The organism is Promicromonospora vindobonensis (assembly GCF_042685865.1).
GTDB lineage: Bacteria > Actinomycetota > Actinomycetes > Actinomycetales > Cellulomonadaceae > Promicromonospora > Promicromonospora vindobonensis.
The window spans coordinates 1,676,859-1,699,353 of the sequence record NZ_JBHUOG010000001.1; the positions used below are offsets into that span (position 1 = coordinate 1,676,859).

The 22,495-nt window shown below is 70.9% G+C and carries 20 protein-coding genes and 1 tRNA gene; 9 read left to right on the forward strand and 12 right to left on the reverse strand.

Translation table 11 applies throughout. The features are described 5' to 3' along the window. Positions 1-19 precede the first annotated feature (19 nt). Together ACFS27_RS07540 and ACFS27_RS07545 are read left to right on the forward strand one after the other, a co-directional pair. Positions 20-745, forward strand: coding sequence for an SDR family NAD(P)-dependent oxidoreductase (locus ACFS27_RS07540; protein ID WP_377181546.1), 726 nt, complete (start codon positions 20-22; stop codon positions 743-745). A 129-nt stretch (positions 746-874) separates the two neighbouring features. Next, positions 875-2,569: a Coagulation factor 5/8 type domain-containing protein gene (locus ACFS27_RS07545; protein WP_377181548.1), complete on the forward strand. Its 1,695-nt coding sequence runs from the start codon at positions 875-877 to the stop codon at positions 2,567-2,569. 77 nt (positions 2,570-2,646) lie between these two features. Here ACFS27_RS07545 and pth read toward each other — a convergent pair whose 3' ends face one another. From pth to ACFS27_RS07575, 6 genes are all read right to left on the reverse strand, one after another. Continuing rightward, positions 2,647-3,252 (reverse strand): aminoacyl-tRNA hydrolase, encoded by a 606-nt coding sequence (gene pth, locus ACFS27_RS07550; RefSeq protein ID WP_377181550.1) that lies wholly within the window; start codon positions 3,250-3,252, stop codon positions 2,647-2,649. A 193-nt stretch (positions 3,253-3,445) separates the two neighbouring features. After that, on the reverse strand, positions 3,446-4,048 hold the full coding sequence (locus ACFS27_RS07555) for a 50S ribosomal protein L25/general stress protein Ctc (RefSeq protein ID WP_377181552.1): 603 nt from the start codon (positions 4,046-4,048) through the stop codon (positions 3,446-3,448). 216 nt (positions 4,049-4,264) lie between these two features. Next, on the reverse strand, positions 4,265-5,470 hold the full coding sequence (locus tag ACFS27_RS07560; RefSeq protein WP_377181554.1) for a glycosyltransferase: 1,206 nt from the start codon (positions 5,468-5,470) through the stop codon (positions 4,265-4,267). Between the two features lie 81 nt (positions 5,471-5,551). Beyond that, positions 5,552-6,535, reverse strand: coding sequence for a ribose-phosphate diphosphokinase (locus tag ACFS27_RS07565; RefSeq protein ID WP_377181556.1), 984 nt, complete (start codon positions 6,533-6,535; stop codon positions 5,552-5,554). Beyond that, a complete protein-coding gene (glmU, locus tag ACFS27_RS07570) occupies positions 6,535-8,115 on the reverse strand; it encodes a bifunctional UDP-N-acetylglucosamine diphosphorylase/glucosamine-1-phosphate N-acetyltransferase GlmU (protein ID WP_377183643.1) in 1,581 nt (526 codons plus the stop codon). Before glmU ends, ACFS27_RS07565 begins: the two co-directional genes overlap by 1 nt. 94 nt (positions 8,116-8,209) lie before the next feature. Further along, positions 8,210-8,284: transfer RNA gene (locus tag ACFS27_RS07575), tRNA-Gln, on the reverse strand. A gap of 221 nt (positions 8,285-8,505) precedes the next feature. Here ACFS27_RS07575 and ACFS27_RS07580 point away from each other — a divergent pair. After that, positions 8,506-9,108, forward strand: coding sequence for a TetR/AcrR family transcriptional regulator (locus ACFS27_RS07580; protein WP_377181558.1), 603 nt, complete (start codon positions 8,506-8,508; stop codon positions 9,106-9,108). 1,449 nt (positions 9,109-10,557) lie between these two features. Here ACFS27_RS07580 and ACFS27_RS07585 read toward each other — a convergent pair. Next, positions 10,558-11,601: a maleylacetate reductase gene (locus tag ACFS27_RS07585; protein ID WP_377181560.1), complete on the reverse strand. Its 1,044-nt coding sequence runs from the start codon at positions 11,599-11,601 to the stop codon at positions 10,558-10,560. 103 nt (positions 11,602-11,704) lie between these two features. Between ACFS27_RS07585 and ACFS27_RS07590 the strand changes: the two genes are divergently transcribed. Beyond that, positions 11,705-12,208 (forward strand): MarR family winged helix-turn-helix transcriptional regulator, encoded by a 504-nt coding sequence (locus tag ACFS27_RS07590; protein WP_377181562.1) that lies wholly within the window; start codon positions 11,705-11,707, stop codon positions 12,206-12,208. A gap of 52 nt (positions 12,209-12,260) precedes the next feature. Here ACFS27_RS07590 and ACFS27_RS07595 read toward each other — a convergent pair whose 3' ends face one another. Further along, entirely contained in the window at positions 12,261-12,689 is a 429-nt protein-coding gene (locus tag ACFS27_RS07595; protein WP_377181564.1) for a hypothetical protein, read from the reverse strand. A 161-nt stretch (positions 12,690-12,850) separates the two neighbouring features. Here ACFS27_RS07595 and ACFS27_RS07600 point away from each other — a divergent pair, with 161 nt between their 5' ends. Continuing rightward, entirely contained in the window at positions 12,851-14,122 is a 1,272-nt protein-coding gene (locus tag ACFS27_RS07600) for an MFS transporter (RefSeq protein ID WP_377181566.1), read from the forward strand. 56 nt (positions 14,123-14,178) lie between these two features. After that, a complete protein-coding gene (lat, locus tag ACFS27_RS07605; protein WP_377181568.1) occupies positions 14,179-15,486 on the forward strand; it encodes an L-lysine 6-transaminase in 1,308 nt (435 codons plus the stop codon). Positions 15,487-15,569: 83 nt separating this feature from the next. Here lat and ACFS27_RS07610 read toward each other — a convergent pair whose 3' ends face one another. Next, positions 15,570-16,253, reverse strand: coding sequence for a hypothetical protein (locus ACFS27_RS07610; protein WP_377181570.1), 684 nt, complete (start codon positions 16,251-16,253; stop codon positions 15,570-15,572). Between the two features lies 1 nt (position 16,254). Beyond that, positions 16,255-16,785 carry a peptidoglycan-binding domain-containing protein gene (locus ACFS27_RS07615; RefSeq protein ID WP_377181572.1) on the reverse strand — a complete coding sequence of 177 codons (531 nt, stop codon included), beginning with the start codon at positions 16,783-16,785 and terminating at the stop codon, positions 16,255-16,257. Between the two features lie 310 nt (positions 16,786-17,095). Here ACFS27_RS07615 and ACFS27_RS07620 point away from each other — a divergent pair, with 310 nt between their 5' ends. Then, positions 17,096-18,022: a S66 peptidase family protein gene (locus ACFS27_RS07620; RefSeq protein WP_377181574.1), complete on the forward strand. Its 927-nt coding sequence runs from the start codon at positions 17,096-17,098 to the stop codon at positions 18,020-18,022. Between the two features lie 11 nt (positions 18,023-18,033). Here the strand turns inward: ACFS27_RS07620 and ACFS27_RS07625 are convergent, their stop codons facing one another. Together ACFS27_RS07625 and ACFS27_RS07630 are read right to left on the reverse strand one after the other, a co-directional pair. Beyond that, positions 18,034-18,501, reverse strand: coding sequence for an Lrp/AsnC family transcriptional regulator (locus ACFS27_RS07625; RefSeq protein ID WP_377181576.1), 468 nt, complete (start codon positions 18,499-18,501; stop codon positions 18,034-18,036). Beyond that, a complete protein-coding gene (locus tag ACFS27_RS07630) occupies positions 18,498-20,366 on the reverse strand; it encodes an ABC-F family ATP-binding cassette domain-containing protein (RefSeq protein WP_377181578.1) in 1,869 nt (622 codons plus the stop codon). The genes ACFS27_RS07625 and ACFS27_RS07630 overlap by 4 nt, the downstream gene beginning before the upstream one ends. 185 nt (positions 20,367-20,551) lie before the next feature. Between ACFS27_RS07630 and ACFS27_RS07635 the strand changes: the two genes are divergently transcribed. Together ACFS27_RS07635 and ACFS27_RS07640 are read left to right on the forward strand one after the other, a co-directional pair. After that, positions 20,552-21,541 (forward strand): acetylxylan esterase, encoded by a 990-nt coding sequence (locus tag ACFS27_RS07635; RefSeq protein ID WP_377181580.1) that lies wholly within the window; start codon positions 20,552-20,554, stop codon positions 21,539-21,541. 89 nt (positions 21,542-21,630) lie between these two features. After that, positions 21,631-22,440 (forward strand): acetylxylan esterase, encoded by an 810-nt coding sequence (locus tag ACFS27_RS07640; protein ID WP_377181582.1) that lies wholly within the window; start codon positions 21,631-21,633, stop codon positions 22,438-22,440. The last annotated feature ends 55 nt before the right edge of the window (positions 22,441-22,495 follow it).

Consider the following 22,495-nt stretch of genomic DNA (forward strand, 5'->3'; position numbering starts at 1 on the left):
AGAGCACCGAGGTGGAAAGATGAGCACGATCGCGATAGTCGGCGCAGGTCCACAGCTCGGTCAGGCGATCGGCAGGCGGTTCGCCGCCGAGGGGTTCGACGTGGCGCTGATCGCCCGCAACCGTACGACACTCAAGGGCGTGGCCGACAGCCTGTCCGCTGAGGGCGTCCGTGCCGAGGTGTTTCCTGCCGACGTCACCGACCGCACTGCCCTGCACGCGGCGCTGACCGCCGCGGAGGAGCGGCTTGGACCGATCGACGTGCTGGAGTACTCGCCCGCCCCGGCCCCGGCAGACCTGCGCAGGGCACCACTCGTCGAGGCGACGAAGGTCACCGTCGACTCGGTGCTCGACCAGCTGGATCTCTACCTGCTCGGTGGCGTCGCGGCCGTGCAGCACGTGCTGCCCGGCATGCTGGAGCGGGGCACCGGGACGGTCCTGGTGACCAGCGGCGCGGGCTCCGGACCGATCATCGCCCCGCACGTCGCGAACGTGCAGATCGCCACAGGGGGGATGCGCAACTGGATCCTCAACCTGCACGCCGCGCTGTCCGGCACCGGCGTCTACGCCGCGCACGTGGCGATCGCCGCCTTCATCGGCCAGGGCGGCCGCGACTCCCAGCCTCGGACGCTCGCCGACGGCTACTGGCGGCTGCACACCGAGCGCACCGACGCGGAGCTGCTCGTCCAGGATCTGCCGGCCGACTACCTCGACCGGGGCCTTGCGGACAAGTTCGTCGAGTCCTGACCAGCACCGACTTGACCGACATCTACCCTCTACCTGATCCGTCCTGTTACTGTGTCGAACTCAGCAACGGCAACGACGCCGTAGCGACCGGCGGAGCCCCGGCCTCGCCCTGGCCCAGCGGGAGGTCCCGTGCAACGCCTGCGACGCATCAGACGGACGACCGTCCTCGTCACCGCGGCGGCGGTGGCCTGCCTCGGCACGACGGCGCTGGTGGCACCGGCGTCGGCCACGAACACCGCGCCGCAGACGGCGGCCGCACCGGCACAGCCCGTCGCCGTCGGCGAACCCACGCTCCCGAGCCCGGAGTCCGAGGTCGACGTCACCGGGACGCCGTTCACCGGGACCCGGCCGGACGGGACGGTGTACGGCCTCATCGACGCGCACAGCCACCTGTTCATGCAGGACGGGATGGGCGGCGCCGCCGTCTGCGGCAAGGTCTTCTCGGAGCATGGGATCGAGACCGCGCTGCGGGACTGCCTGTCGCACGAGCCGCACGGCCTCGGGGCCCTGCTCGAGAACCTGACCCAGGACGGCTCGCCCATCGGCACGCACGACACCACGGGCTGGCCCACGTTCGCCGACTGGCCCGCCCACGACTCCCTCACCCACCAGCAGATGTACTACCGCTGGGTGGAGCGGGCCTGGCGCGGCGGCCAACGCGTGCTCGTCAACGACCTGGTCACGAACGGGCTCCTGTGCAGCATCAACCCCGGCACCCACCAGAGCTGCGACGAGATGACCGCGATCCGCCGCCAGGCGCAGGACACGTACGACCTGCAGGCCTTTGTGGACGCGCAGTACGGCGGGCCGGGCAGGGGCTGGTTCCGGATCGTGACGAGCAGCGACCAGGCGCGGCAGGTGATCGAGCAGGGCAAGCTCGCCGTCGTGCTCGGGGTCGAGACGTCCGAGCCGTTCGGCTGCAAGCAGACGCTGCGGCTCCCGCGGTGCTCCCGGGCCGACATCGACGCGGGCCTGGACGAGCTCTACGACCTGGGCGTCCGCTCGATGTACCTGTGCCACAAGTTCGACAACGCGCTGTGCGGCGTGCGCTTCGACCCAGGGACCATGGGCACGATCATCAACGCCGGCCAGTTCCTCTCGACCGGCACCTGGTGGGACGCGCACTCCTGTCCCGCCGACCAGCCGCACGACAACAACCCGGGCAACGGGGAGCTTCCGCCAGAGCTGGAGGACGACCTCCCGCCCGTCCTGCCCCTCTACCCACCGGGGACGCTCTGCAACACCCGCGGCCTCAGCGGGCTGGGCGCCTACACCGTCCAGGGCCTGATCGAGCGCAACATGATGATCGAGATCGACCACATGAGCGCGAAGGCCGCCGACCAGACCCTCGACCTCCTCGAGGAGGCGGACTACCCCGGCGTGCTGTCGACCCACTCCTGGATGGACGAGCGGTACCTCGACCGGCTCTACGGCCTCGGTGGCTTCGCCACGATCTACGGGCACGCCGCCCACGAGTTCGTCGAGGAGTACGAGCGCACAGCTCCCGTGCGCGACCGGTACGGCGCAGGGATCGGCTTCGGCTTCGACATGAACGGGTTCGGCGGCACCCCGCCGCCCCGGACCGACGCCGCGGCGAGCCCCGTCACCTACCCGTTCCGGTCGTTCGACGGCGGGACCGTGCTCGACCGGCAGACCACCGGCGAGCGCACCTGGGACGTCAACGTCGACGGCGTCGCGCACTACGGTCTGGTACCCGACTACGTGGAGGACCTGCGCCTCGTGGGCGGTCAGGAGGTCATCGACGACCTGGCGCGGGGCCCGGAGAGCTACCTGACGACCTGGGCTGGGGCGGAGGCGCACTGACGCGTGCCCGCCGGCTGAGCAGCTCAGGTGGCCGGGCGGTCGGGAACTGGGTCTCGACCACCCGGCCACCGTGAGCATCACGCCTTGGCCGGGTGGAACTTTCCCTGGGCGGCGAGCAGCCCTTCGGTGACGAGCAGCTCGACGGCGTCCGCTGCGTCGTCCACCAGGATCGGCAGGTCCTTCTTCTCCGTGCCGGAGAAGTCCTTGAGCACGTGGTCCGCCGTGTCCATGCGGCCTGGCGGGCGCCCGACGCCGACCCGCACCCGGTGGTAGTCCTTGGTCCCGAGTGCCTTGGTGGTGTCGCGCAGCCCGTTGTGGCCGCCCTCGCCCCCGCCGATCTTGAGCTTGATCGTGTCGAAGGGGATGTCCACCTCGTCGTGCACCATGACCACCTGGTCGGCGTCGATGTCGTAGTACTTCGCCAGCGCGCTCACCGGACCGCCCGAGACGTTCATGTAGGTGGTCGGCTTCGCGAGGATCACCCGCGGTCCCGGAGCGCCGCCCGGCAGCACGCCGAGGCGCACCTCTGCGACGACGGCCTGGGCGCGCGGGTGCCTGGAGAAACGCGCGCCGGTGCGGTCGGCGAGCAGGTCAAGCACCATCTGGCCCACGTTGTGCCGGTTGCCGGCGTACTTGGGGCCAGGGTTGCCGAGCCCGACGACGAGCCAGGGCCGGTCGCTCATTGCAACACTCCTTCACGAGAGCGGAGACTTTGACGCCGCGACGGCACCAGCCGCAGCGGCGGATCCAGCGGAGACAGGTCGGGCCGAGGCAGAACCCGCGCCGCGCACGATCCTCTCGTACGCGCGCTTCAAGGTTCCACCTCGGCCCGGTGCGCCCCGGCTCACGCCGGGTCGCTCTGGTGTGCGGGGGAGGTCAGCCCTCCGAGGAAGCCTCGGCGGGCGACTCGGCGGACGCGGCCGACTCCTCGTCGCCGGCCTCGCCGCGCGGCTCGGTGACGAGCACGACGACGTACGACGGGTCGGTGAGCAGCTCGGAACCGGCAGGAAGCTTGACGTCGCCCGCCAGGATCTGCGCGCCGGACTCGAGGCCCTCGATGGAGACCTCGACGAACTCGGGCAGGTGCGTGGCCTCGGCCTCGACCGAGAGCGTCTGCTCCTCGACCAGGTGGATGGTGCCGGGGGCCGACTCGCCCACGATGTTCACGGAGATGTCGACGGTGATCTTCTCGCCGGCGCTCACGACCTGAAGGTCGATGTGCTCGATGACGTTGCGGACCGGGTCGCGCTGGACGTCCTTGGCGACGGCGAGCTGGCCCTTGCCGTTCACGTCGATGTTGAGCAGGACGTTGGTCTGGCGGAGGGCCAGCATCGACTCGTGGCCCGGCAGGGTCACGTGCACCGGGTCGTCGCCGTGCCCGTACAGGACGGCGGGGATCTTGTTGTCGCGGCGGATGCGGCGGGCCGCACCCTTGCCGAACTCGGTGCGGGGCTCAGCGGCGAGCTTGATCTCGGCCATGGAAATTCACTCCTGGAAGTCTGTGTGTGCAACTCGGTCGGCGGCTGCGTCGGCGCGGGACACGTGACGGGCGCGGAGCGGGCACGTGGGACGAGGTGCTGGAGAACTCCACCCAGGGCCGCCGACGGCCGCCCAGTCGATCACGGACGCCGACCGAGTGCTGGCGGGATCGAGTCCCGCCGCAGCCGTCAAGCGTCCCTCGCCGAGGCAACCTGACTACTGTACCCGCTCGTCGGCGCGGTCCGCACCGACAGGCGGTGTGACGCCGATCTTCGGCTGGGTGCGGCGCGGCTTGTAGACGACCTGGACGTGGAACACGAACCGCAGCAGGAACGCCACGACGAGCGTCACTGCCTGCACGAGCACCGGCCACATGCCCGTGTACTCGACCAGCCACCACAGGACCGGCAGGCGGATCGCCGCCTCGGTCCCGTTGAACGCGAACGAGTGCGCGAACCGCGACCAGACGCCGCGACCCTCGTTCCGCAGGTCGCGGAACACGAACCGCTCCTGCAGCAGGAAGTTGGTCAGGATCGTCACGACGGCGGAGACCACCGCCGCCACCACGTAGTGCATGCCCAGCCCGGTCAGCGCCCACAGGATGAGGATGTTGAGCACCGCCCCGAGACCGCCGATGATCGCGAACCGCGACATCCGCCCGAACCGTAGGGCCGCGAGCTGCTCGAGGTAGCGCAGGCCGGTCTTGAACGTGGCCTTGGAGTGCCCGGCGTACCGCTCGCCGAAGACGAACGGCTCCTCCCCCACGGCCAGGGTGTTGCGCGCGAGCAGCTCGAGCAGGATCTTGAAGCCGCGCGGGTGCAGCGCGTCGAGGTCCAGCCGGTCCACCCGGGTGGCGAAGAAACCGGTCAGCGGGTCCGTCACGTTCCGTAGGCGCACCGGGAACATCGACCGGGCCAGCAGCGCCGACCCGATCGAGACACCGTGTCGCCACCAGCCGTCCAGCCCGCCGGCGTCGCCGTCGCCGGTGTACCGGGAGGCGACGACGATGTCGAGGCCCGACTCCCTGCCCCGCGTGACGAGCGCTGGCACGAGCTCCGGCGGGTGCTGCAGGTCGCCGTCCATGACGACCGCCCACTCGGTGGACACCGTCCGCAGCCCGGCCACGACGGCCCCGCTGAGGCCGCCCTGCGGCGTCTCGCGGTGCAGCAGCCGGACCGGGACGGGCGCGGTCGCCGCGACGGCACGGATCAGGTCGGGGGTGTCGTCGGTGGAGTCGTCGACGAAGAGGATCTCGGCCAGCTCGGGTGCACCGACGGGCGCAGGACCGCCCTCTGGGCCGTGCGGGGCGCCCGAGGCGCGGCCGTCGTCGGGCAGCACGCCGAAAGCGGCGCACAGCCGCTCGGTGAGCGTCCGGACGTTCGGCCCCTCGTTGAACGTGGGCACCACGACGGTGACGGTCACTGACCCTCCCAGATCGATGTCAAGACACGGTCCTCCGTTGACCGTATCCGAGTCAAGTGCCCGACCGTATACCCAGACTGCTCAGGAGTTACCCTCGAAGAGCGAGGTCACCGATCCGTCGGAGTGGACCTCGTTGATCGCGGACGCGAGGAGCGGCGCGATCGAGAGCACCTTCAGGTTCTCGAACCGGCGGCCGTCCTCGATGGGCAGGGTATCGGTGACGACCACCTCGCGTGCCCCGCAGCCCATGAGCCGCTCCTGGGCCGGGCCGGACAGCACGCCGTGCGTCGCCGCGACGGTCACGGACTTGGCGCCGGCCGCCATGATCACCTTGACGGCCTCAGCGATGGTGCCGCCGGTGTCGATGAGGTCGTCGACCAGCACGCAGTCGCGGCCCTCCACGTCGCCCACCACGCGGTTGGCGACGGACTGGTTGGGCCGCGTGACGTCGCGCGTCTTGTGCACGAACGCCAGCGGGCCCCCGCCCAGCTTGGAGGCCCAGATCTCGGCGACGCGGATGCGCCCGGCGTCGGGCGACACGACGGTGACGTTGTCGACGTCCACGCGGGTGCGCACGTAGTCGACGAGGATCGGCATCGCCCACAGGTGGTCGACGGGCCCGTCGAAGAAGCCCTGGATCTGCGCGGTGTGCAGGTCGACGCTCATCAGGCGGTCCGCGCCCGCCGTCTTGAACAGGTCGGCGATGAGGCGGGCCGAGATCGGCTCACGGCCACGGCTCTTCTTGTCCTGACGCGCGTAGCCGAAGAACGGGGCGACGACGGTGACCGAGTGCGCCGAGGCCCGCTTGGCGGCGTCGACCATGAGCAGCTGCTCCATGATCCACTGGTTGACCGGCATCGTGTGGGACTGCAGCAGGAACAGGTCCATGCCCCGCACGGAGTCGCTGAACCGCACGTAGGTCTCGCTGTTCGCGAAGTCGTACGCGGACACGCCGAGCAGGTCGATGCCCAGCTCCTTCGCCACGTCGTTCGCCAGCTGGGGGTGTGCGCGCCCCGCTGCGAGGACGAGCGGATGACGGTTCGGGCCGGGAGCAATGCTGGACATCAGTGGGACTTTCCTTCCTTGTCGGCCCCGGGGACGGGGGCCAGTTCGGCCGGCTCGGCCTGAGCGGCCGCGGCCTGCGGGGCCGTGGGGGCCCCAGCTGCATTCTGCTGGGCAAGCTGGCGCTGCGCCTGGTCACCAAGACCGGACGGCCCGCCGTGGGCGTTCGTCGCGGCCTCCGCCGCGGCCGTCCCCGGCCGACGACGGGCGACCCAGCCCTCGATGTTCCGCTGCTGCCCGGCGGTGACGCCGAGGGCGCCTGCTGGCACGTCCCGGCGGATCACGGAGCCGGCAGCGGTGTAGGCGCCGTCCCCCACCGTCACGGGGGCGACGAACATGTTGTCCGCGCCCGTGCGGGCGTGCGAGCCGATCACCGTGCGGTGCTTGTGCACACCGTCGTAGTTGACGGTCACCGAAGCGGCGCCGATGTTGGAGTGCTCGCCGATCGTGGCGTCACCCACGTAGGAGAGGTGCGGCACCTTGCTGCCCTCACCGATCTCTGCGTTCTTGGTCTCGACGAACGTGCCGATCTTGCCCTTGCGGCCCAGGTTGGTACCGGGGCGCAGGTAGGCGAACGGGCCGACGGACGCCCCCTCGCCGATGACGGCGAGCGACCCGTGCGTGCGGACGATCGTCGCGCCGACGCCCACCTCGACGTCGGTCAGCGTGGTGTCGGGGCCGATCGTTGCGCCCGTCGCGACCACTGTGGCGCCCTTGAGCTGCGTGTTCGGCAGGAGCGTGACGTCGGGGGCCAGCTCGACGTCGACGTCGATCCACGTGGTGGCCGGGTCCTGGACGGTGACGCCGGCCCGCTGCCACTCCTCGACGATGCGGCGGTTCATCTCGCGGGCGAGGACCGAGAGGGCCACCCGGTCGTTGACGCCCTCGACCAGCATCGGGTCGTCGGCCAGCAGGGCCCGCACGTGCAGGCCCTCGGTGCGGGCGAACGCGATGACGTCGGTCAGGTACACCTCGCCCTGCGCGTTCCTGCTGTCCAGGCCACCCAGGCCACGCCGCAGCGTGGCGGCGTCGAACACGTAGACCGACGAGTTGATCTCGCGGATCTCGAGCTGGTCAGCGCTCGCGTCCTTGTGCTCGACGATCTCGAGCACGTCGCCCGTGTCTCGCTCGCGGACGATCCGGCCGTAGCCGGTCGCGTCGGCGACCTCGGTGGTGAGGACGGTCACCGCGTTGCCGTCGGCCTGGTGCGCCGACAGCAGCTGGCCGAGCGTGGCGCCGTCGAGCAGCGGGACGTCGCCCGCCACGACCACGATCGGCCCCTCGACGCCGTCGCCCAACGTCTCGCCGTCGGCGAGGCCCGCTGCGGCCGCTGCGGCCTGGGCCTTGGAGTCGAGCGCCGCGAGGGCGCACTGCACAGCCCTGCCCGTGCCGGGGATGTCGTCCTGGTCCACGAGGATCGCACCGGCGTCGAGCCGGCCGACGGCCTCGGCGACGAGCTCACGCTCGTGGCGGACCACCACGGCGACCTGCGCAGGATCGAGCTCCCGAGCCGCCGTCAGCGCGTGCCCGACCATCGGCTTCCCGCCGAGCGGATGCAGGATCTTTGGCAACGCGGACTTCATGCGGGTGCCCTGGCCGGCAGCGAGAACGATGACTGCTGCAGGCTGAGGTGTCTCGGTCACGAGTGCTCCGATCGGTGGGTTAGTCAGATCCGGATGGCTCCGCCCCCAGGATTCGAACCTGGACTAAAGGCACCAAAAACCTCTGTGCTGCCGATTACACCAAGGCGGACCGGGCGCGCGCGAGGCTCCGTCGTGACCCGAAGCGGGCGTGTGCCACCGTCGCACGTCCGTGAACAGTCTGCCAGGTCCTCGGGTATGCCCCTGCCCGTGCCCGGGGAGTCGTCAGCCACACCGTTCACTCCGCCGTCGCGTTCCGGACACGTCCGGAACAACCGCTCGGGCACAATGAACACCATGGCCGCCGACAACCGACGTACCCACCGACCTCGCATGACGGCCAGTCAGCGCCGTGAGCAGCTGCTCACGGTCAGCCGCGGCCTGTTCGCAGGAAAAGGCTTCGAAGGCACGAGCGTCGAGGAGATCGCGGCGCGCGCCGAGGTCTCCAAGCCCGTCGTCTACGAGCACTTCGGCGGCAAGGAGGGCATCTACGCCGTCGTGGTGGACCGCGAGGTGCAGGCGCTGACGACCGCACTCACCGGTGCCCTCGGCTCCGGCGGGCACCCCAAGGTCCTCCTGGAGCGCACGGCGCTCGCCCTCCTTGACTACATCGAGTCGTCGGAGGACGGCTTCCGCATCCTCGTGCGCGACTCCCCCGTCGCTCAGGCGACCGGCACCTTCTCCAGCCTCATCGGCGACGTCGCGACCCAGGTCGAGGCGATCCTGGAACCCCAGTTCAGGGCGAACGGGCTCGAGACCAAGACCGCGCCCCTCTACGCGCAGATGCTGGTGGGCATGATCGCGCTGACCGGCCAGTACTGGCTGGACGCGCGCAGCCCCAAGAAGACCGAGGTAGCGGCGCATCTGGTCAACCTGGCGTGGAACGGGCTGCACAACATGGAAAAGAAGCCGGCTCTGACGAAGGTGTCGCGCTGACGCAGGAGTGCGCACTGACTGACCCGTCGTCAATAAAGGCGGCGAAATGCCCGGCCGGACCTGAAATCTCCGATCCCGGCGCCGCTCAATTGCGTTAACGCAACCGGTTTTGCCCTCGGGCAACAATGTGTGCGTGATGATTTATATAACGAACACCCCTCGCGGAATAACGCGAGGGGTGTTCGCACTGCTGGGGATGCTTCTTACGTGGCTACCGGCAATTCGGCACCGCGTCAGTGCAGATCAGAGGCCCAGGAGCGCCAGAATCTGCTCGAGGCTCCAGCCGAGGTTGTGGAGAAGTTCGGAGACGATGTCAATGAGGGTCATGGTGCTATTCCTTCCGGAAAACGGGAATCACAGGCTGATCACCTGCGAGCGGAACAGTGTTCGCGTTCCATACATTAAGCACACGACACGGACTCTGCAACGGGAATTGGATATTCAGTTCTAATGCGCGTCTGGTTTCACCCTGTGATAGTGGGTCCGGAATTGAGCCACGCAGCGCCATAAACTGGACATAATTTGTGCGCTGGGGTCGGTGGCGCGGGGTGGGGTGGGGTTCGGGGGTGCTGGTTCGGGGTCCGGGGGTGCTGGTTCGGGGTCCGGGGGTGCTGGTTCGGGGTCCGGGGGTGTGCCGGTAGCCCTGTGCTGATGTCGTGCGCCGGTCGGGACGGAGGCCGACAGCGGCGTGGCGAGCTCAGCGGTGCCGAACCGCAAGTTCGGCGTCTGTCGCGGCGCATGGCGAGGCCGAACCGCAAGTTCCGCGTCCGCCGCAGCGCGTCGCGGGGCCGAACCGCAAGTTCGACGTCCGTCGCGGCGCATCGCGGGGCCGAACCGCAAGTTCCGCGTCCGCCGCAGCGCGTCGCGGGGCCGAACCGCAAGTTCGACGTCCGTCGCGGCGCATCGCGGGGCCGAACCGCAAGTTCGACGTCCGTCGCGGCGCGTCGCGGGGCCGAACCGCAAGTTCCGCGTCGTCGGCGGTCTCGAACTGAAGGTTGCACGTCCATAGAGGCCTCTGCAGACGTGCAACCTTCGGTTGGCCGGTCGAAACGACGCGCAGGTTGCGGTTCGGCCCCCCAAAACCGCCACAAGGACGCGCATGTTGCGGTTCGGCCCCCAAGGTCGCCACCAGCACGCGCAAGTTGCGGTTCGGCGCCCCAGGGTCGCCACCAGCACGCGCAGGTTGCGGTTCGGCGCCCCAGGGTCGCCACCAGCACGCGCAGGTTGCGGCTCGGCGCCCCAGGACACCCAGGACACCCAGGACACCACAGGACGTGCCAGGCCGCTCCCAGCCACCCCGCACACCAGACCAAGCCGCACCCGCGCCCTCGTTGGAGCCTCACCCGACCGGTCAAGCGGCAGCGCGCTGGCCGACGCCGGCTACCGGGCCCGGGGAGGTCGCCAGGGCCGCCGCAGCTCGTCTGCAGCGCCCCCGAAACCGCCCGAGGCTCACCAGGCCGCGAGCAGCAGCTCCTCGACCGCGTCAGCAGTCACCGGCCGCGGGTTGGGGTAGGGGTTGGCGGCCACCCGCTCGGCCACCTCGCGCAGCGCGTCACGGGGCACGCCGAGCGCGCGGAGCGTCGTCGGGCCGTCGTGCATCGAGGCCAGGGAGGCGACGGCGAGCGTCGGATCGCCGTTCGCGAGACGCGTCAGCCGCGCGGCGGCGTCGGGCGCCGCGGCCAGGTTGAACCGCATGACGTGCGCGAGGAGCAGGGCGTGCAGCTCCGCGTGCGGCAGGCCGAAGGTCCCGCCGAGCGTGTGCGCGAGCTGGTGGTGCAGGCCCATCTGGGCCTGGGCCAGGCAGGCGCCGGCCAGCCACGCGGACTCCTGGAGCCGGGCGCGGGCCTGGACGTCGGACGGACGGTCCAGCACCACGGGGAGCGCCGCGAGGATCCCGTCGGCGGACTCGACCGCGTACGCACGGGTCGCCGCGCTCGCACCGGTGTCCCACAGCGTCTCGACGGCGTGCGCCAGCGCGTTGAGGGCCGAGGTCAGGGTCAGCCCTCGGGGCAGCGCGAGCGTCAGGTCGGGGTCGTACACGATGCTGCTCGGCGCAAGGGCCGGGTCACGCCGGGTCGTCTTGACGCCGTTCTCCGTCTCCCCGAGCACCGGGGTGGCCTCCGAGCCTGCGTAGGTCGTCGGCACCGCGACCTGGGGCATACCGGTCCGGCCGGCCAGCGCCTTCGACAGCCCGATGGCGGAGCCGCCACCGATCGCGACCAGCGCGTCGGCTCGCACCTCTCCCGCCAGGGCGAGCGCCTCGGCGGTCACCTCGACCGGGCTGTGCTGGACCGGACGGCCGAAGGTCGCGGCATACCGCTCCTCGAGGCCTGCGGCCAGGTCCTGCGCAACCCCGGCCGACGACGGCGCCGCGATCACCAGCACCCGCTGCGCCCCGAGCCGTTCGACCTCGTCCGGCACGAGGGCAAGTGCGCCAGAACCCTGCAGCACTCGACCGGCGTACACCTGGTGCACCCTGATTCCTGTCTCCACGGGGCCTGAGCCTACGGTCGTCAGGGACCCCGCGGCCATGGGCGACGCCCCTCGGACGCGCTATCGAGATTCTTGATATCGAGACATCCGATAGCCTCTCGCCATGGAGCACACAGGTCCCGCCGACGAGGTCGACCGCATCGTCGCCGCGTGGCACCACGTGCGCCCGGACCTGGAGCTCGAGCCCCTCACCGTGTTCAGCCGGGTGTCCCGCCTCGCCCGGCATCTCGATCTGGCGCGCCGCACCGCCTTTGCCCGGCACAGCCTGGAGACCTGGGAGTTCGACGTGCTCTCCGCGCTGCGCCGCGCCGGTGAGCCGTTCCGGCTCTCGCCGGGCACGCTCGTCACGCAGACCCTGGTCACCAGCGGCACCATGACGAACCGGATCGACCGCCTGGAGTCGCGCGGGTTCGTGCAGCGGCACCGCTCCCCCGACGACCGCCGCGGCGTGCTCGTCGAGCTCACCGAAGAAGGGCTGGCGCGGGTCGACGCGGCGATGAGCGACCTGCTCGACATCGAGGCCAAGGTGCTGACCGCTCTCTCCCCCACGGAGCGCCCGCAGCTCGCGGCCCTGCTGCGAACGGTGACCGCCCAGTTCGACGAGTAGCTTCGGCGCATGACCGACGGCGTCCCACCAGCGCGCCGGCTCCCCGCCCGGCTCAGCGGCTGCGGCTGACCACGATCTTCTCCCGGCCGAGCTGGTCGGGAAGGAAGAAGAGGTCGTCGGCGTCGGCGACGTACAGCGGCAGCTCGCCGAGCTCGGCCGGCTCGCCGTCGATGTCGGTGACCGTCAGCTCTACGCGGTCAGGCGCACTCCCCGAGACGTACTTCCAGGTGCCCTCGAGCTCGGCGGGCGCCTCCTCGACGGCGCCGCCCACCGCTGCATCGATCACCTCGTCGGGGACCCCGACGGCCGTGAACGTGCGGTCCTTGCTGAGCGCGACGACGGTCGTGGCACCGTCGCCCACGTACGAGCCAACGAACTCTGGCTCCGTGTAGTCGAGCTTGCCGATGTCGAAGCCGCACCCCGACACCGTGAGTACACCGACGAGCGCTCCGACACCTCGGAAGACCTGCCGCTGCTTCATTCCACACCTGACGTTTTTCCGGACCTGTTGATCGGTCGCCCAATCTAACGGGAAAGCCGCAATCCCTCCTGGGGAGCAGAGTTGGCGATCACCACACCATGTGATGATGCGATGGACGCCCCGCGCAACCAACAGACCCCGTCACGCACAATGACAGCATCATGAGCAACATCCGCACAGCGGCAGGCGGCTCGGCGCTGCTCGTCGCGGTCCTTGTCTTCGCGCTGAACCTGCGCACCCCCATCACATCCCTGCCGCCGGTCATGACCGACATCGCGACCGGCCTCGGCCTCGACCAGACCCTGGCCGGCCTGCTCGTCGGGATCCCCGCCCTCTGCTTCAGCGTGGTGGCGCCCGCCGCGTCGACGCTGATCTCCCGGGTAGGGCCGTACGCGGCGGTGACGGTCGCCCTGGTGGGGGTGATCGCGGGCACCCTGATCCGATCGGTCGGCACGGGCACGCCCGGCGTGGTCGCGGCCTTCGCGGGGACCGTGATCCTGGGCTCCGCGATCACGGTGGGCAACGTGGTGGTGCCGGTCATCATCGCGCGGGACTTCCCGACCAGGGCGGCGCTGGCGACGGGCCTGTACTCGTCGACGATGAACCTCGGGTCGGTCATCGCGACGTCGCTCACCGCACCGTTCGCGGCCCTGCTCGGCTGGCAGGGCGCCATCGCCTCCTGGTCGGTCGTCGCGATGATCTCGCTGGTGGTGTGGCTCGTCACCACCCGCCGTCTGCCCGACCCGCAGGCCACCCGGGCGAGCCCTGCGCCGAGCACGAGCGAGAACGACGACGGCAGCGCACCCGCAGCCCCGTCCGCCGCACCCCGCGCCGAGCGGCCCGACGAGACCTTGGGCGGCGTGCTGCGCCGCCCGATCACCTGGGCGCTGACAGTGGCGTTCGCAGGGCAGTCGTTCTCCTACTACGCGGTCACCGGCTGGCTGCCGGAGCTGCTGCGTGACCTGCTGGACCTGTCCGTGACCACCGCGGGCAACGCGGCGGCGCCGTTCCAGGGCCTGGCCATCGCGGGCAGTGTGCTGGTCCCCCTGGCACTGGCCGCCAGGGTACCGATGCGGGGCGCCGCGGTGACGATGGCCCTGCTGTGGGTCTCGCTGCCCGCCGGCCTGCTGCTGGCGCCCCAGTGGTGGCTGCTGTGGGTGAGCCTCGCCGGGATCGCGCAGGGCGGGAATTTCGTGGTGATCTTCACCATCGTCGCGCAGCGGTGCCGCACCGTGGCCCAGACCCGCCGGACGGTGGCGGCCGTCCAGGCGTTCGGCTACGCCGTCGCGGCGACGGCGCCCGCCGTGATCGGTGCGGTGCACACGGTGTCCGGCGGCTGGACCGCCGCGCTCCTGGTGATGCTCGGCTCCACCCTGGCGCTGGGAACGGCTGAGCTGATCGCGACACGACGACCCAGGCACAAGCGGTCCTGACAGGAAGATTTCCATAGGCATTGAAACTTGGCAGGATGATTGCCTACCTTTCCAGCATGACGACACACCTTGAGCCCACCGCAGTGCTCCCCACCCTTCGCGAGCACCTCCTGGTCGACGGGTTCGACCTCGTCCTCGACCTCACCCGGTCACACGGCTCCACCCTCGTCGACGCGCGCGACGGGCGCGAATGGCTCGACCTGTTCACCTTCTTCGCGTCCTCACCCCTCGGCATGAACCACCCCGCCCTTGCCGACGACGCGGCGTTCCGCGAGGAGCTCGCCACCGCGGCGATCAACAAGCCCTCGAACTCCGACATCTACACGGTCGAGATGGCGCGCTTCGCCGACACGTTCGCGCGTGTGCTCGGTGACCCGGCGCTACCGCATCTGTTCTTCATCGACGGCGGCGCCCTAGCCGTCGAGAACGCGCTCAAGGTCGCGTTCGACTGGAAGTCCCGGCACAACGAGGCGGCCGGCCGCTCTCCCGAGCTCGGCACGCAGGTGATGCACCTGGAGCACGCGTTCCACGGCCGCTCCGGGTACACGATGTCGCTCACGAACACCGAGCCGGGCAAGGTGGCGCGGTTCCCGAAGTTCGACTGGCCGCGCATCCCTTCCCCGTACATCGCCGAGGGCAAGGACATGGACGCCGCCGAAGCGGCAGCCCTCGGCGCCGCCCGTGCCGCGTTCGAGGCGAACCCGCACGACATCGCGGCGTTCATCATGGAGCCCATCCAGGGCGAGGGCGGCGACCACCACTTCCGTACCTCGTTCCTCCAGGGCATGCAGGCGCTGTGCCGCGAGTTCGACGCGCTGTTCATCGTCGACGAGGTGCAGACCGGCGCAGGGATCACCGGGACCACGTGGGCCTACCAGCAGCTCGGCATCACGCCCGACGTCGTCGCGTTCGGCAAGAAGACGCAGGTCTGCGGCATCATGGCCGGCGGCCGGGTCGACGAGGTCCCGGACAACGCGTTCGCCGTCTCGTCGCGGATCAACTCCACCTGGGGCGGCAACCTCACGGACATGGTGCGCTCCCGCCGGATCCTCGAGACGTACGAGGCCGAGGGCCTCGTGGACCGGGCCCGCACCATGGGCAAGCGGCTCCAGGATGGGCTCACCGAGCTGGCCGCCCGGCACGACGGCGTGACCGACGTCCGCGGGCGCGGCCTCATGTGCGCACTGACGCTGCCGTCCCGTGCGGTGCGTGACCAGGTGCTGTCGGCGCTCACCGAGCGGAGCGTGCTGCTGCTGGGCTGCGGCGAGCGGTCGGTGCGGTTCCGTCCGGCACTGACGGTCTCGGCCGAGGCGCTGGAGGCGGGCGTGACGGCCCTCGACGAGGTCCTGACGGAATCCCTCTGACCCACCCCTTGGTTGTGGGCGTGACCGTTGCGGCTACGCGCCCGTTTTAGGCGCAACGATCACGCCCACAACCAAGGGGCTGGTTACTCGTCTTTCGCCGCTACGCTGTCCGCGATGCGGAGCAGCTCCGCCACCGTCGGTCCGGCGTTTCCCGTCGGCGTGCGGCCGATCGTGGACAGCAGCAGATAGGAGCCTGCGTCGTCGGACCACTCGAGGCGGACCGGGCCGAACCCGTTGTTGTCCACGCGCGTGACCCGCACGGTGAGACCCGAATCGGTGAGGTCCTCGGTCTCGACCGTCACGTTGTCGCCGGACAGCTCGTCCGACAGCTCCTCCGACCCCGGGTACGCCACGTACGTGATGGCCGACAGCGGGTGGAACGCGCCGGCCCGGACCTCGTCCTCCGGCCAGGCCTGGCCCGGCACGCCGCGGAACGTCTCCTGGTTCTCGGCGCCGTCCAGCGGGTAGGTGATCCAGGTGCCGAGGTGGTCCTCCGCCGTCGTGCGGCCGATCCCCGCCGAGATGTCGGCGGGGCACTCGACCACCGCACGCCCGACGGCGTCGGGCACCCAGTGCGGCTGCCGCAGGTCCTCGGCACAGGTGCCGGCCGTGAGTTCCGTTGCGTCGACCGGGGTGACGACGGGCTCGTCCTCCCGCGCTCCGAGCACCAGCGTGACCACGATGATGATGATCGCGCCGAGCAGCGTCACCGCCCCGCCGAGCAGCCATTCCGGCCGAATTCTCGGCTCGTCGATGGTCGTGACCACGTCAGCCCTCGCACTCGATCTCGGTGACCGCGTCCCGGGAGAGGGCCATGACCTTGTTCGACGGGACCGGGCTCCGCGCCACGCCCGGCAGCACGTAGGAGCCCCAGTCGCAGTCGTTCTCGGCGAAGTAGGCCTCCCGCGCGCCGTCCGGCGCGGCGTAGCGCACGCGATGGTCGGGTCCGCGGCAGTCGAACTCGGGGTCGCACAGCGAGACCATGAGGGCGCGCATGGTCACCCAGGTGCTGGTGTCCACGCAGCCGTTGACCGGCAGGCCGTTGTAGGCCTGGAACGCCTTGGTCGCCACCTCGGACTCCGAGTCCCACGACCCGTCCACCGGCTTCAGGCCCGATCCGGCCGACAGCACGTTCTGCGCCGCGACGACGGCGCCGCCGGAGGTCTGGCCGCATTCGCCGACCGGGTCGTTGGACACCCACATCGCGCTCGAGTTCATCGCCTGCGCGACTGCGGCGATGATCAGGGCAGCGGCCACGGTGCCACCGCCCGCCTGCAGCCAGGTTCGGGTCGTGGGCATTCCCTCGGAGCTCCTTCGTCTGCCCGGCACCAGGGCTCCCACGTGGGGTGGGGCACCGCGCCGGACGATGTGCTGGCGACGTGAGCGTAACAATCCGCCCTTAAAAGACGGAAGCGACGCACCAGGACGAACTACATGCGAACCACCCGACCTGGGTCGCGTGACAAGCGACCGAGTCCATCGACTTCGGTCGGATGGGATGAGACCGGTCGGACAACCGACCGATCTCATCCCATCCGACCGATCTCACCCCGACACTCGTCGCGCGGCGGCCACGGACATCCGCCCGCGCGAAAGGTAATCTCGGCCCATGCTGCGGCCCCTGATCAGCCCGCCGCGACTGCGGCCGGGCGACACCGTTGCCATCGTCGCCCCGTCAGGCCCGGTACCCGCCGAGCGGCTCGACATCGGCGTCGGACACCTTCAGGACTGGGGACTCGACGTGCAGGTGATGCCCCACGTCCTCGACACGCATCCGGACCACCGCTACCTGGCGGGCTCCGACGCGGCGCGCGCCGCCGACTTCCAGGAGGCCTGGCTCGATCCCGACGTCCGCGCGGTCATCACGGCGCGTGGCGGGTACGGGGCCGCCCGCATGGTGGATCTCGTCGACTGGGACGCGCTCGCCGCGACGGACCCCAAGGTGCTCGTCGGCTACAGCGACTGCACGGTGCTGCACCAGGCGGTCGCCGCCCACCTCGGGCTGGTCTCCCTGCACGGTCCGATGTCAGGGACCGTGTCGTTCCTCAAGTCCGAGCCGGCCCGCGAGCACCTGCGGCGCACCCTGTTCGAGCCGGAGACCACGCAGACGATCAGCGGTCCACTGGCACACACCCTGGTGGGCGGCACGGCTCGGGGCGTCACCATGGGCGGCTGTCTCTCGCTCCTGGCGACGTCCGTCGGGCGCGCAGGGACGCCGCCGTCGGCCGCGGGCGGGATCGTCCTGCTGGAGGACGTCGACGAGCGGGCCTACCGGGTCGACTCGTTCCTCACGTACCTGCTGCGCTCAGGCTGGTTCGACGGCGCGCTCGGGATCGTGCTGGGCTCGTGGCAGGACTGCGACCCGGTGGAGCCGGTGGTCCTGGACCTGCTGGGGCCGCTCGGCATCCCGATCGTCGGGGAGCTCGGGTTCGGCCACGGACCTGACCCCCTCACCGTGCCGCTGGGCGTGCCTGTAGAGCTGGACGCCGACGCCGGCACGCTCACGCTGGACCAGCCGGCCCTCCTGCGGCCCTGAGCGGGACCTGGTCAGCCCGGCTCGGTCGTCTGCCCCTCGAAGTACGTCTGCAGCACGACGGTCGTACGCGTCGAGACCTTCGCCGTGCGCCGGATCCGCCCGAGCAGCTCCTCCAGCGCCCTCGGCGACGCCACCCGTGCGGTGAGCAGGTAGTTCGCGTTGCCCGCCACCGAGTAGCAGGACTCGATGCCAGGCATGCCACGCAGACGTTCCGGCGCGTCGTCCTCCTGCGCCTGGTCCAGCGGCGTGATCTCGATGAACGCCGAGAGCGGCAGCCCTACCGCCTCCGCGTTCACCACCGCCCGGTAACCCGTGATGACGCCGCGGGCCTCCAGCTTTCGCACCCGCACCTGCACCGCGGACAGGGACAGCCCGGAGATCTCGGACAGGACCGCCAGCGTGGTGCGCCCGTCCTTGCGCAGTGCGTCGACGAGGGCTCGGTCGACCCCGTCGAGCGGTGTCTGATCGTTGTCGGTCATCCCGCCACCTCCGCCGCTTCCAGCCAGGCCGCCTCGAGCTCGTCGCGCTCGCTCGCCAGGTCGCGGAGCTCCGCGTCCAGCCGAGCGACAGCCTGGTAGTCCGTTGCCTGCTGTGCGATGGTCTCGTGCAGCTCGGCCTCTTTCTGGGCAATCTTCGCAAGGCGGCGCTCGATCCGGGAGGCCTCCTTCTTCGCAGCGCGAATATCCCGCTGCGAGAGCGCCTCGTCGCCGCTGCCCGACGCCGCCCCCGAGGTCGTCGCGCCGCCGGCCGGACCGGCGCCCGCCGAACCCGAAACGGGGCCGGCGCCAGCAGGGGTGCCCGAGGCCGACGCCCCTGCGGCCTTGGCCGCCGCCCGGAGTCGCAGGTACTCCTCGACCCCGCCGGGCAGGTCGCGGATGGTCCCGTCGCCGAGCAGCGCGACCTGCCGGTCGGCCACCCGCTCGAGCAGGTACCGGTCGTGCGAGACCACGATCAGCGTGCCCAGCCACCCGTCCAGCAGGTCCTCGACCGCGGCGAGAGTGTCGGTGTCGAGGTCGTTGGTGGGCTCGTCGAGCAGCAGCACGTTCGGCTCGGCCACCAGCAGGCGCAACAGCTGGAGCCGGCGCCGCTCGCCGCCGGACAGGTCCCGCACCAGCGTGTAGGCGCGCTCGCGCGTGAAGCCGAGCTTCTCCGTGAGCTGGGACGCCGTCAGCTCCTTGCCGTCGACGACCACCCGGCCCTTCTCCTGCTCGACCACCTCGACCGCCGTCAGGCCACCGAGCTCGTCCAGCTCGGTGACGTCCTGGGAGAGCTCCCTGACGTGGATGGTCTTGCCCCGCTTGACCCGGCCCGAGTCGGGCGAGCGGCGGCCGGCGAGCAGCGCGAGGAGCGTCGTCTTGCCCGCGCCGTTGACGCCCACGACGCCGTAGCGGTCGCCAGGACCCAGTCGCCAGGTCACGTCGTCGAACAGGACCTTGCCAGGGACCGTCACGCTGACCGACTCCAGGTCCAGCACGTCCTTGCCCAGCCGCCGCGTCGCCATCCGGGTCAGCTCCATCGAGTCCCGTGGCGGCGGCTCGTCGTCGATCAGCGCGGACGCGGCGTCGAGCCGGAACTTCGGCTTGGAGGTCCGGGCGGGCGCGCCGCGACGCAGCCACGCGAGCTCCTTGCGCAGCAGGTTGTCCCGCTTCTCCGCCGCCGTAGCGGCCTGGCGGGCCCGCTCGGCGCGCGCCAGGATGTAGGCCGCGTAGCCGCCCTCGTACCCGTCGATGGCGCCCGTGCCGTCGCCACGGACCTCCCACATGCGGGAACAGACCTCGTCGAGGAACCAGCGGTCGTGCGTCACGACCACGAGGGCACCGGTCGCGCCGGGACGCCCGTACCGCTCCCGCAGGTGGGCCGCCAGCCAGGCGACGCCCTCGACGTCGAGGTGGTTGGTGGGCTCGTCGAGCAGCAGCAGGTCCGGGTCCTGCACCAGCAGGGCCGCCAGCGCCACACGGCGGCGCTGGCCGCCGGAGAGCTTCACGACCGGGAAGTCCCAGCCGATGTCGGCGAGCAGGCCTTCCTGCACCTGGCGGACCCGGGCGTCGGAGGCCCAGACGTGCATCTCCGCGTCGCCGTGCACGATGTCGAGCACCGTCGCGTCCTCGGCCAGCTCGTCCCGCTGGTCGAGCATGCCGAGGGTGGAGCCGCCCACCCGGGTGACCCGGCCTGCGTCGGGCTGGGAGGTGCCCGCGAGGATGCGCAGCAGGGTGGACTTGCCCGCGCCGTTGGGCCCGACGACGCCGACGCGGTCGCCGTCGTCGAGGCCGAGGGAGACGTCGGACAGGAGGGTGCGAGTGCCGATGGTCAGCGCAACGCCGTCCGCACCGAGGAGATGTGCCACCCAAGAAGAGTAGTTTGCCGCGGGGCCTGGGGCGGACACGGGCCGGCCGTCCGGTACGCGGGGCGTGGGCCGACGGGCCTCTACTCGATGTCGGGGGCCACGGCTACGCTGTCCATCGTCGACGGCGACCGCGCCCGGAGGACCCGCCGTCGAGCACGTAGACGACTATGCCGAGGAGCAGCCACGTGGCCCAGTTCGACATGCCGCAGTCCGATCTCGAGAGGTACGCCCCCGAGATCGACGAGCCCGGCGACTTCGACGAGTTCTGGTCGGTGACCCTGGCAGAGGCGCGTACGTTCGACCGGGCGCCCACGGTGGAGCGCATCGACATCGGGCTCACCGAGATCGTGGTCGACGACGTGACGTTCCCCGGCTTCGGCGGCCACCCGATCAAGGCCTGGCTGACCCGTCCGGCGCACGCCGACGGCGACCTGCCCGTCGTGGTCGAGTACGAGGGCTACGGCGGCGGGCGCGGTCTGCCGCACGAGAAGATCCACTGGGCGGCGGCTGGCTACGCGCACCTCCGGATGGACACCAGGGGGCAGGCGTCGGGCCATGGCACCGGTGGGGCGACGCCGGACCCGGTGGGTTCAGGTCCCGCGTCCCCCGGGTACATGACTCGCGGCGTCCTCGACCCGCACGACCACTACTACCGGCGCGTGTTCACGGATGCCGTCCGTGCCGTCGACGCGGTGCGCGCCGTCCCTGGGCTGGATCCGGCGCGGGTGGCCGTGGCAGGGGGCAGCCAGGGTGGGGGCATCAGCCTCGCGGTGGCGGGCCTGGTGCCCGACGTCGTGGCCGCGATGCCCGACGTACCGTTCCTGAGCCACTACCGCCGGGCGGTGTCGATCACCGACGCCCTCCCGTACGGCGAGATCACGAAGTACCTCTCCGTGCACCGCGACCCGGCGGTCGAGGCGCAGGTCTGGCGCACCTTCTCCTACCTGGACGGGGTGTCGTTCGCGCGGCGGGCCCGCGCGGCCGGCCTGTTCTCGGTGGCGCTGATGGACATCATCTGCCCGCCGTCGACCGTGTACGCGGTGTTCAACAACTGGGCTCCGGGGCAGGCAGAACCGGTGCTGAAGGAGATCGACGTCTACCCGTACAACAACCACGAGGGCGGCGGCGACTACCGGTTCCCGCGCAAGCTCGCCTGGCTGGGCAAGATCATCTGACGGGCGCCAGAACGGCCCGAACCGGAAAATTGCCTGTCGCATCCGGGCGGTAGGCTCCCTGCGCACGCCCCATCCCCGGAGGTCTCCCCGTGCCTGAGTACGACCTGCCGCTCGTCACGGTGACGCCGGCAATGCCGCCCGCCACCGACGAGCCCGCGAACTTCGACCTGTTCTGGGCGCAGAACCTCGCCGCGCACCGCGGTATCGAGGTGGCGCCCGTGCTGACCGCTGCCTCGGCTCGCGCCCGGGGCCTCACGGCCGACACCGTGACGTACGCCGGGTTCGAGGGGCGCCCCGTGTCGGGTCGGCTCATCACACCGTCGCGGGCCGACGCCACGTTGCCCGGCCTGGTCGAGCTGCGCCCTGCCGGGCGGGCCGCCGGCCGTGACGTCGAGTGGCTCGCGTCGGACGGGTTCGCGCACCTGGTGGTCGAGCTGCCCCAGGACGACCTCGACGACCCGTACAACCGTGGCGTCTTCACCGACGCCGTCCGGGCGGTGCAGGCCCTGCGGACCCTCGCGAACGTCGACCCGTCGCGGACGGCCGTGCTCGGCACCGGCCCGGTGGCTGCAGCCGTCGTCGCTGCGGCCGGGCTGCTGCCCGACCTCGCGTGCGCCCTGGTCGAGGGCGACATCCCCGCCGCGCACAAGGACTCCCTCGTCGCCTTCGCCCGCCGGGCGAGCACCCCGCTGCAGCTCACCCAGGGCGCCGGCGCGCAGGTGCTGCTGGAGGAGTGGGGCTTCAACGCGGCGCTCGCGCTGGCCGCCATGACCGGTTCCGTCGAACGGGTGGTGGAGTGCGTCCTGACCACGGAGAGCAACACGGCGGCGCGGCGTACCCGCTGGATCGCGGCGCACACGAACCTGACGGACGTCTTCGTCCCGCAGGTCGCCTACTGACCCGCGGTTGGCTGTGGGCGCGATCATTGCACCTAAAACGGGCGCGTAGTCGCAA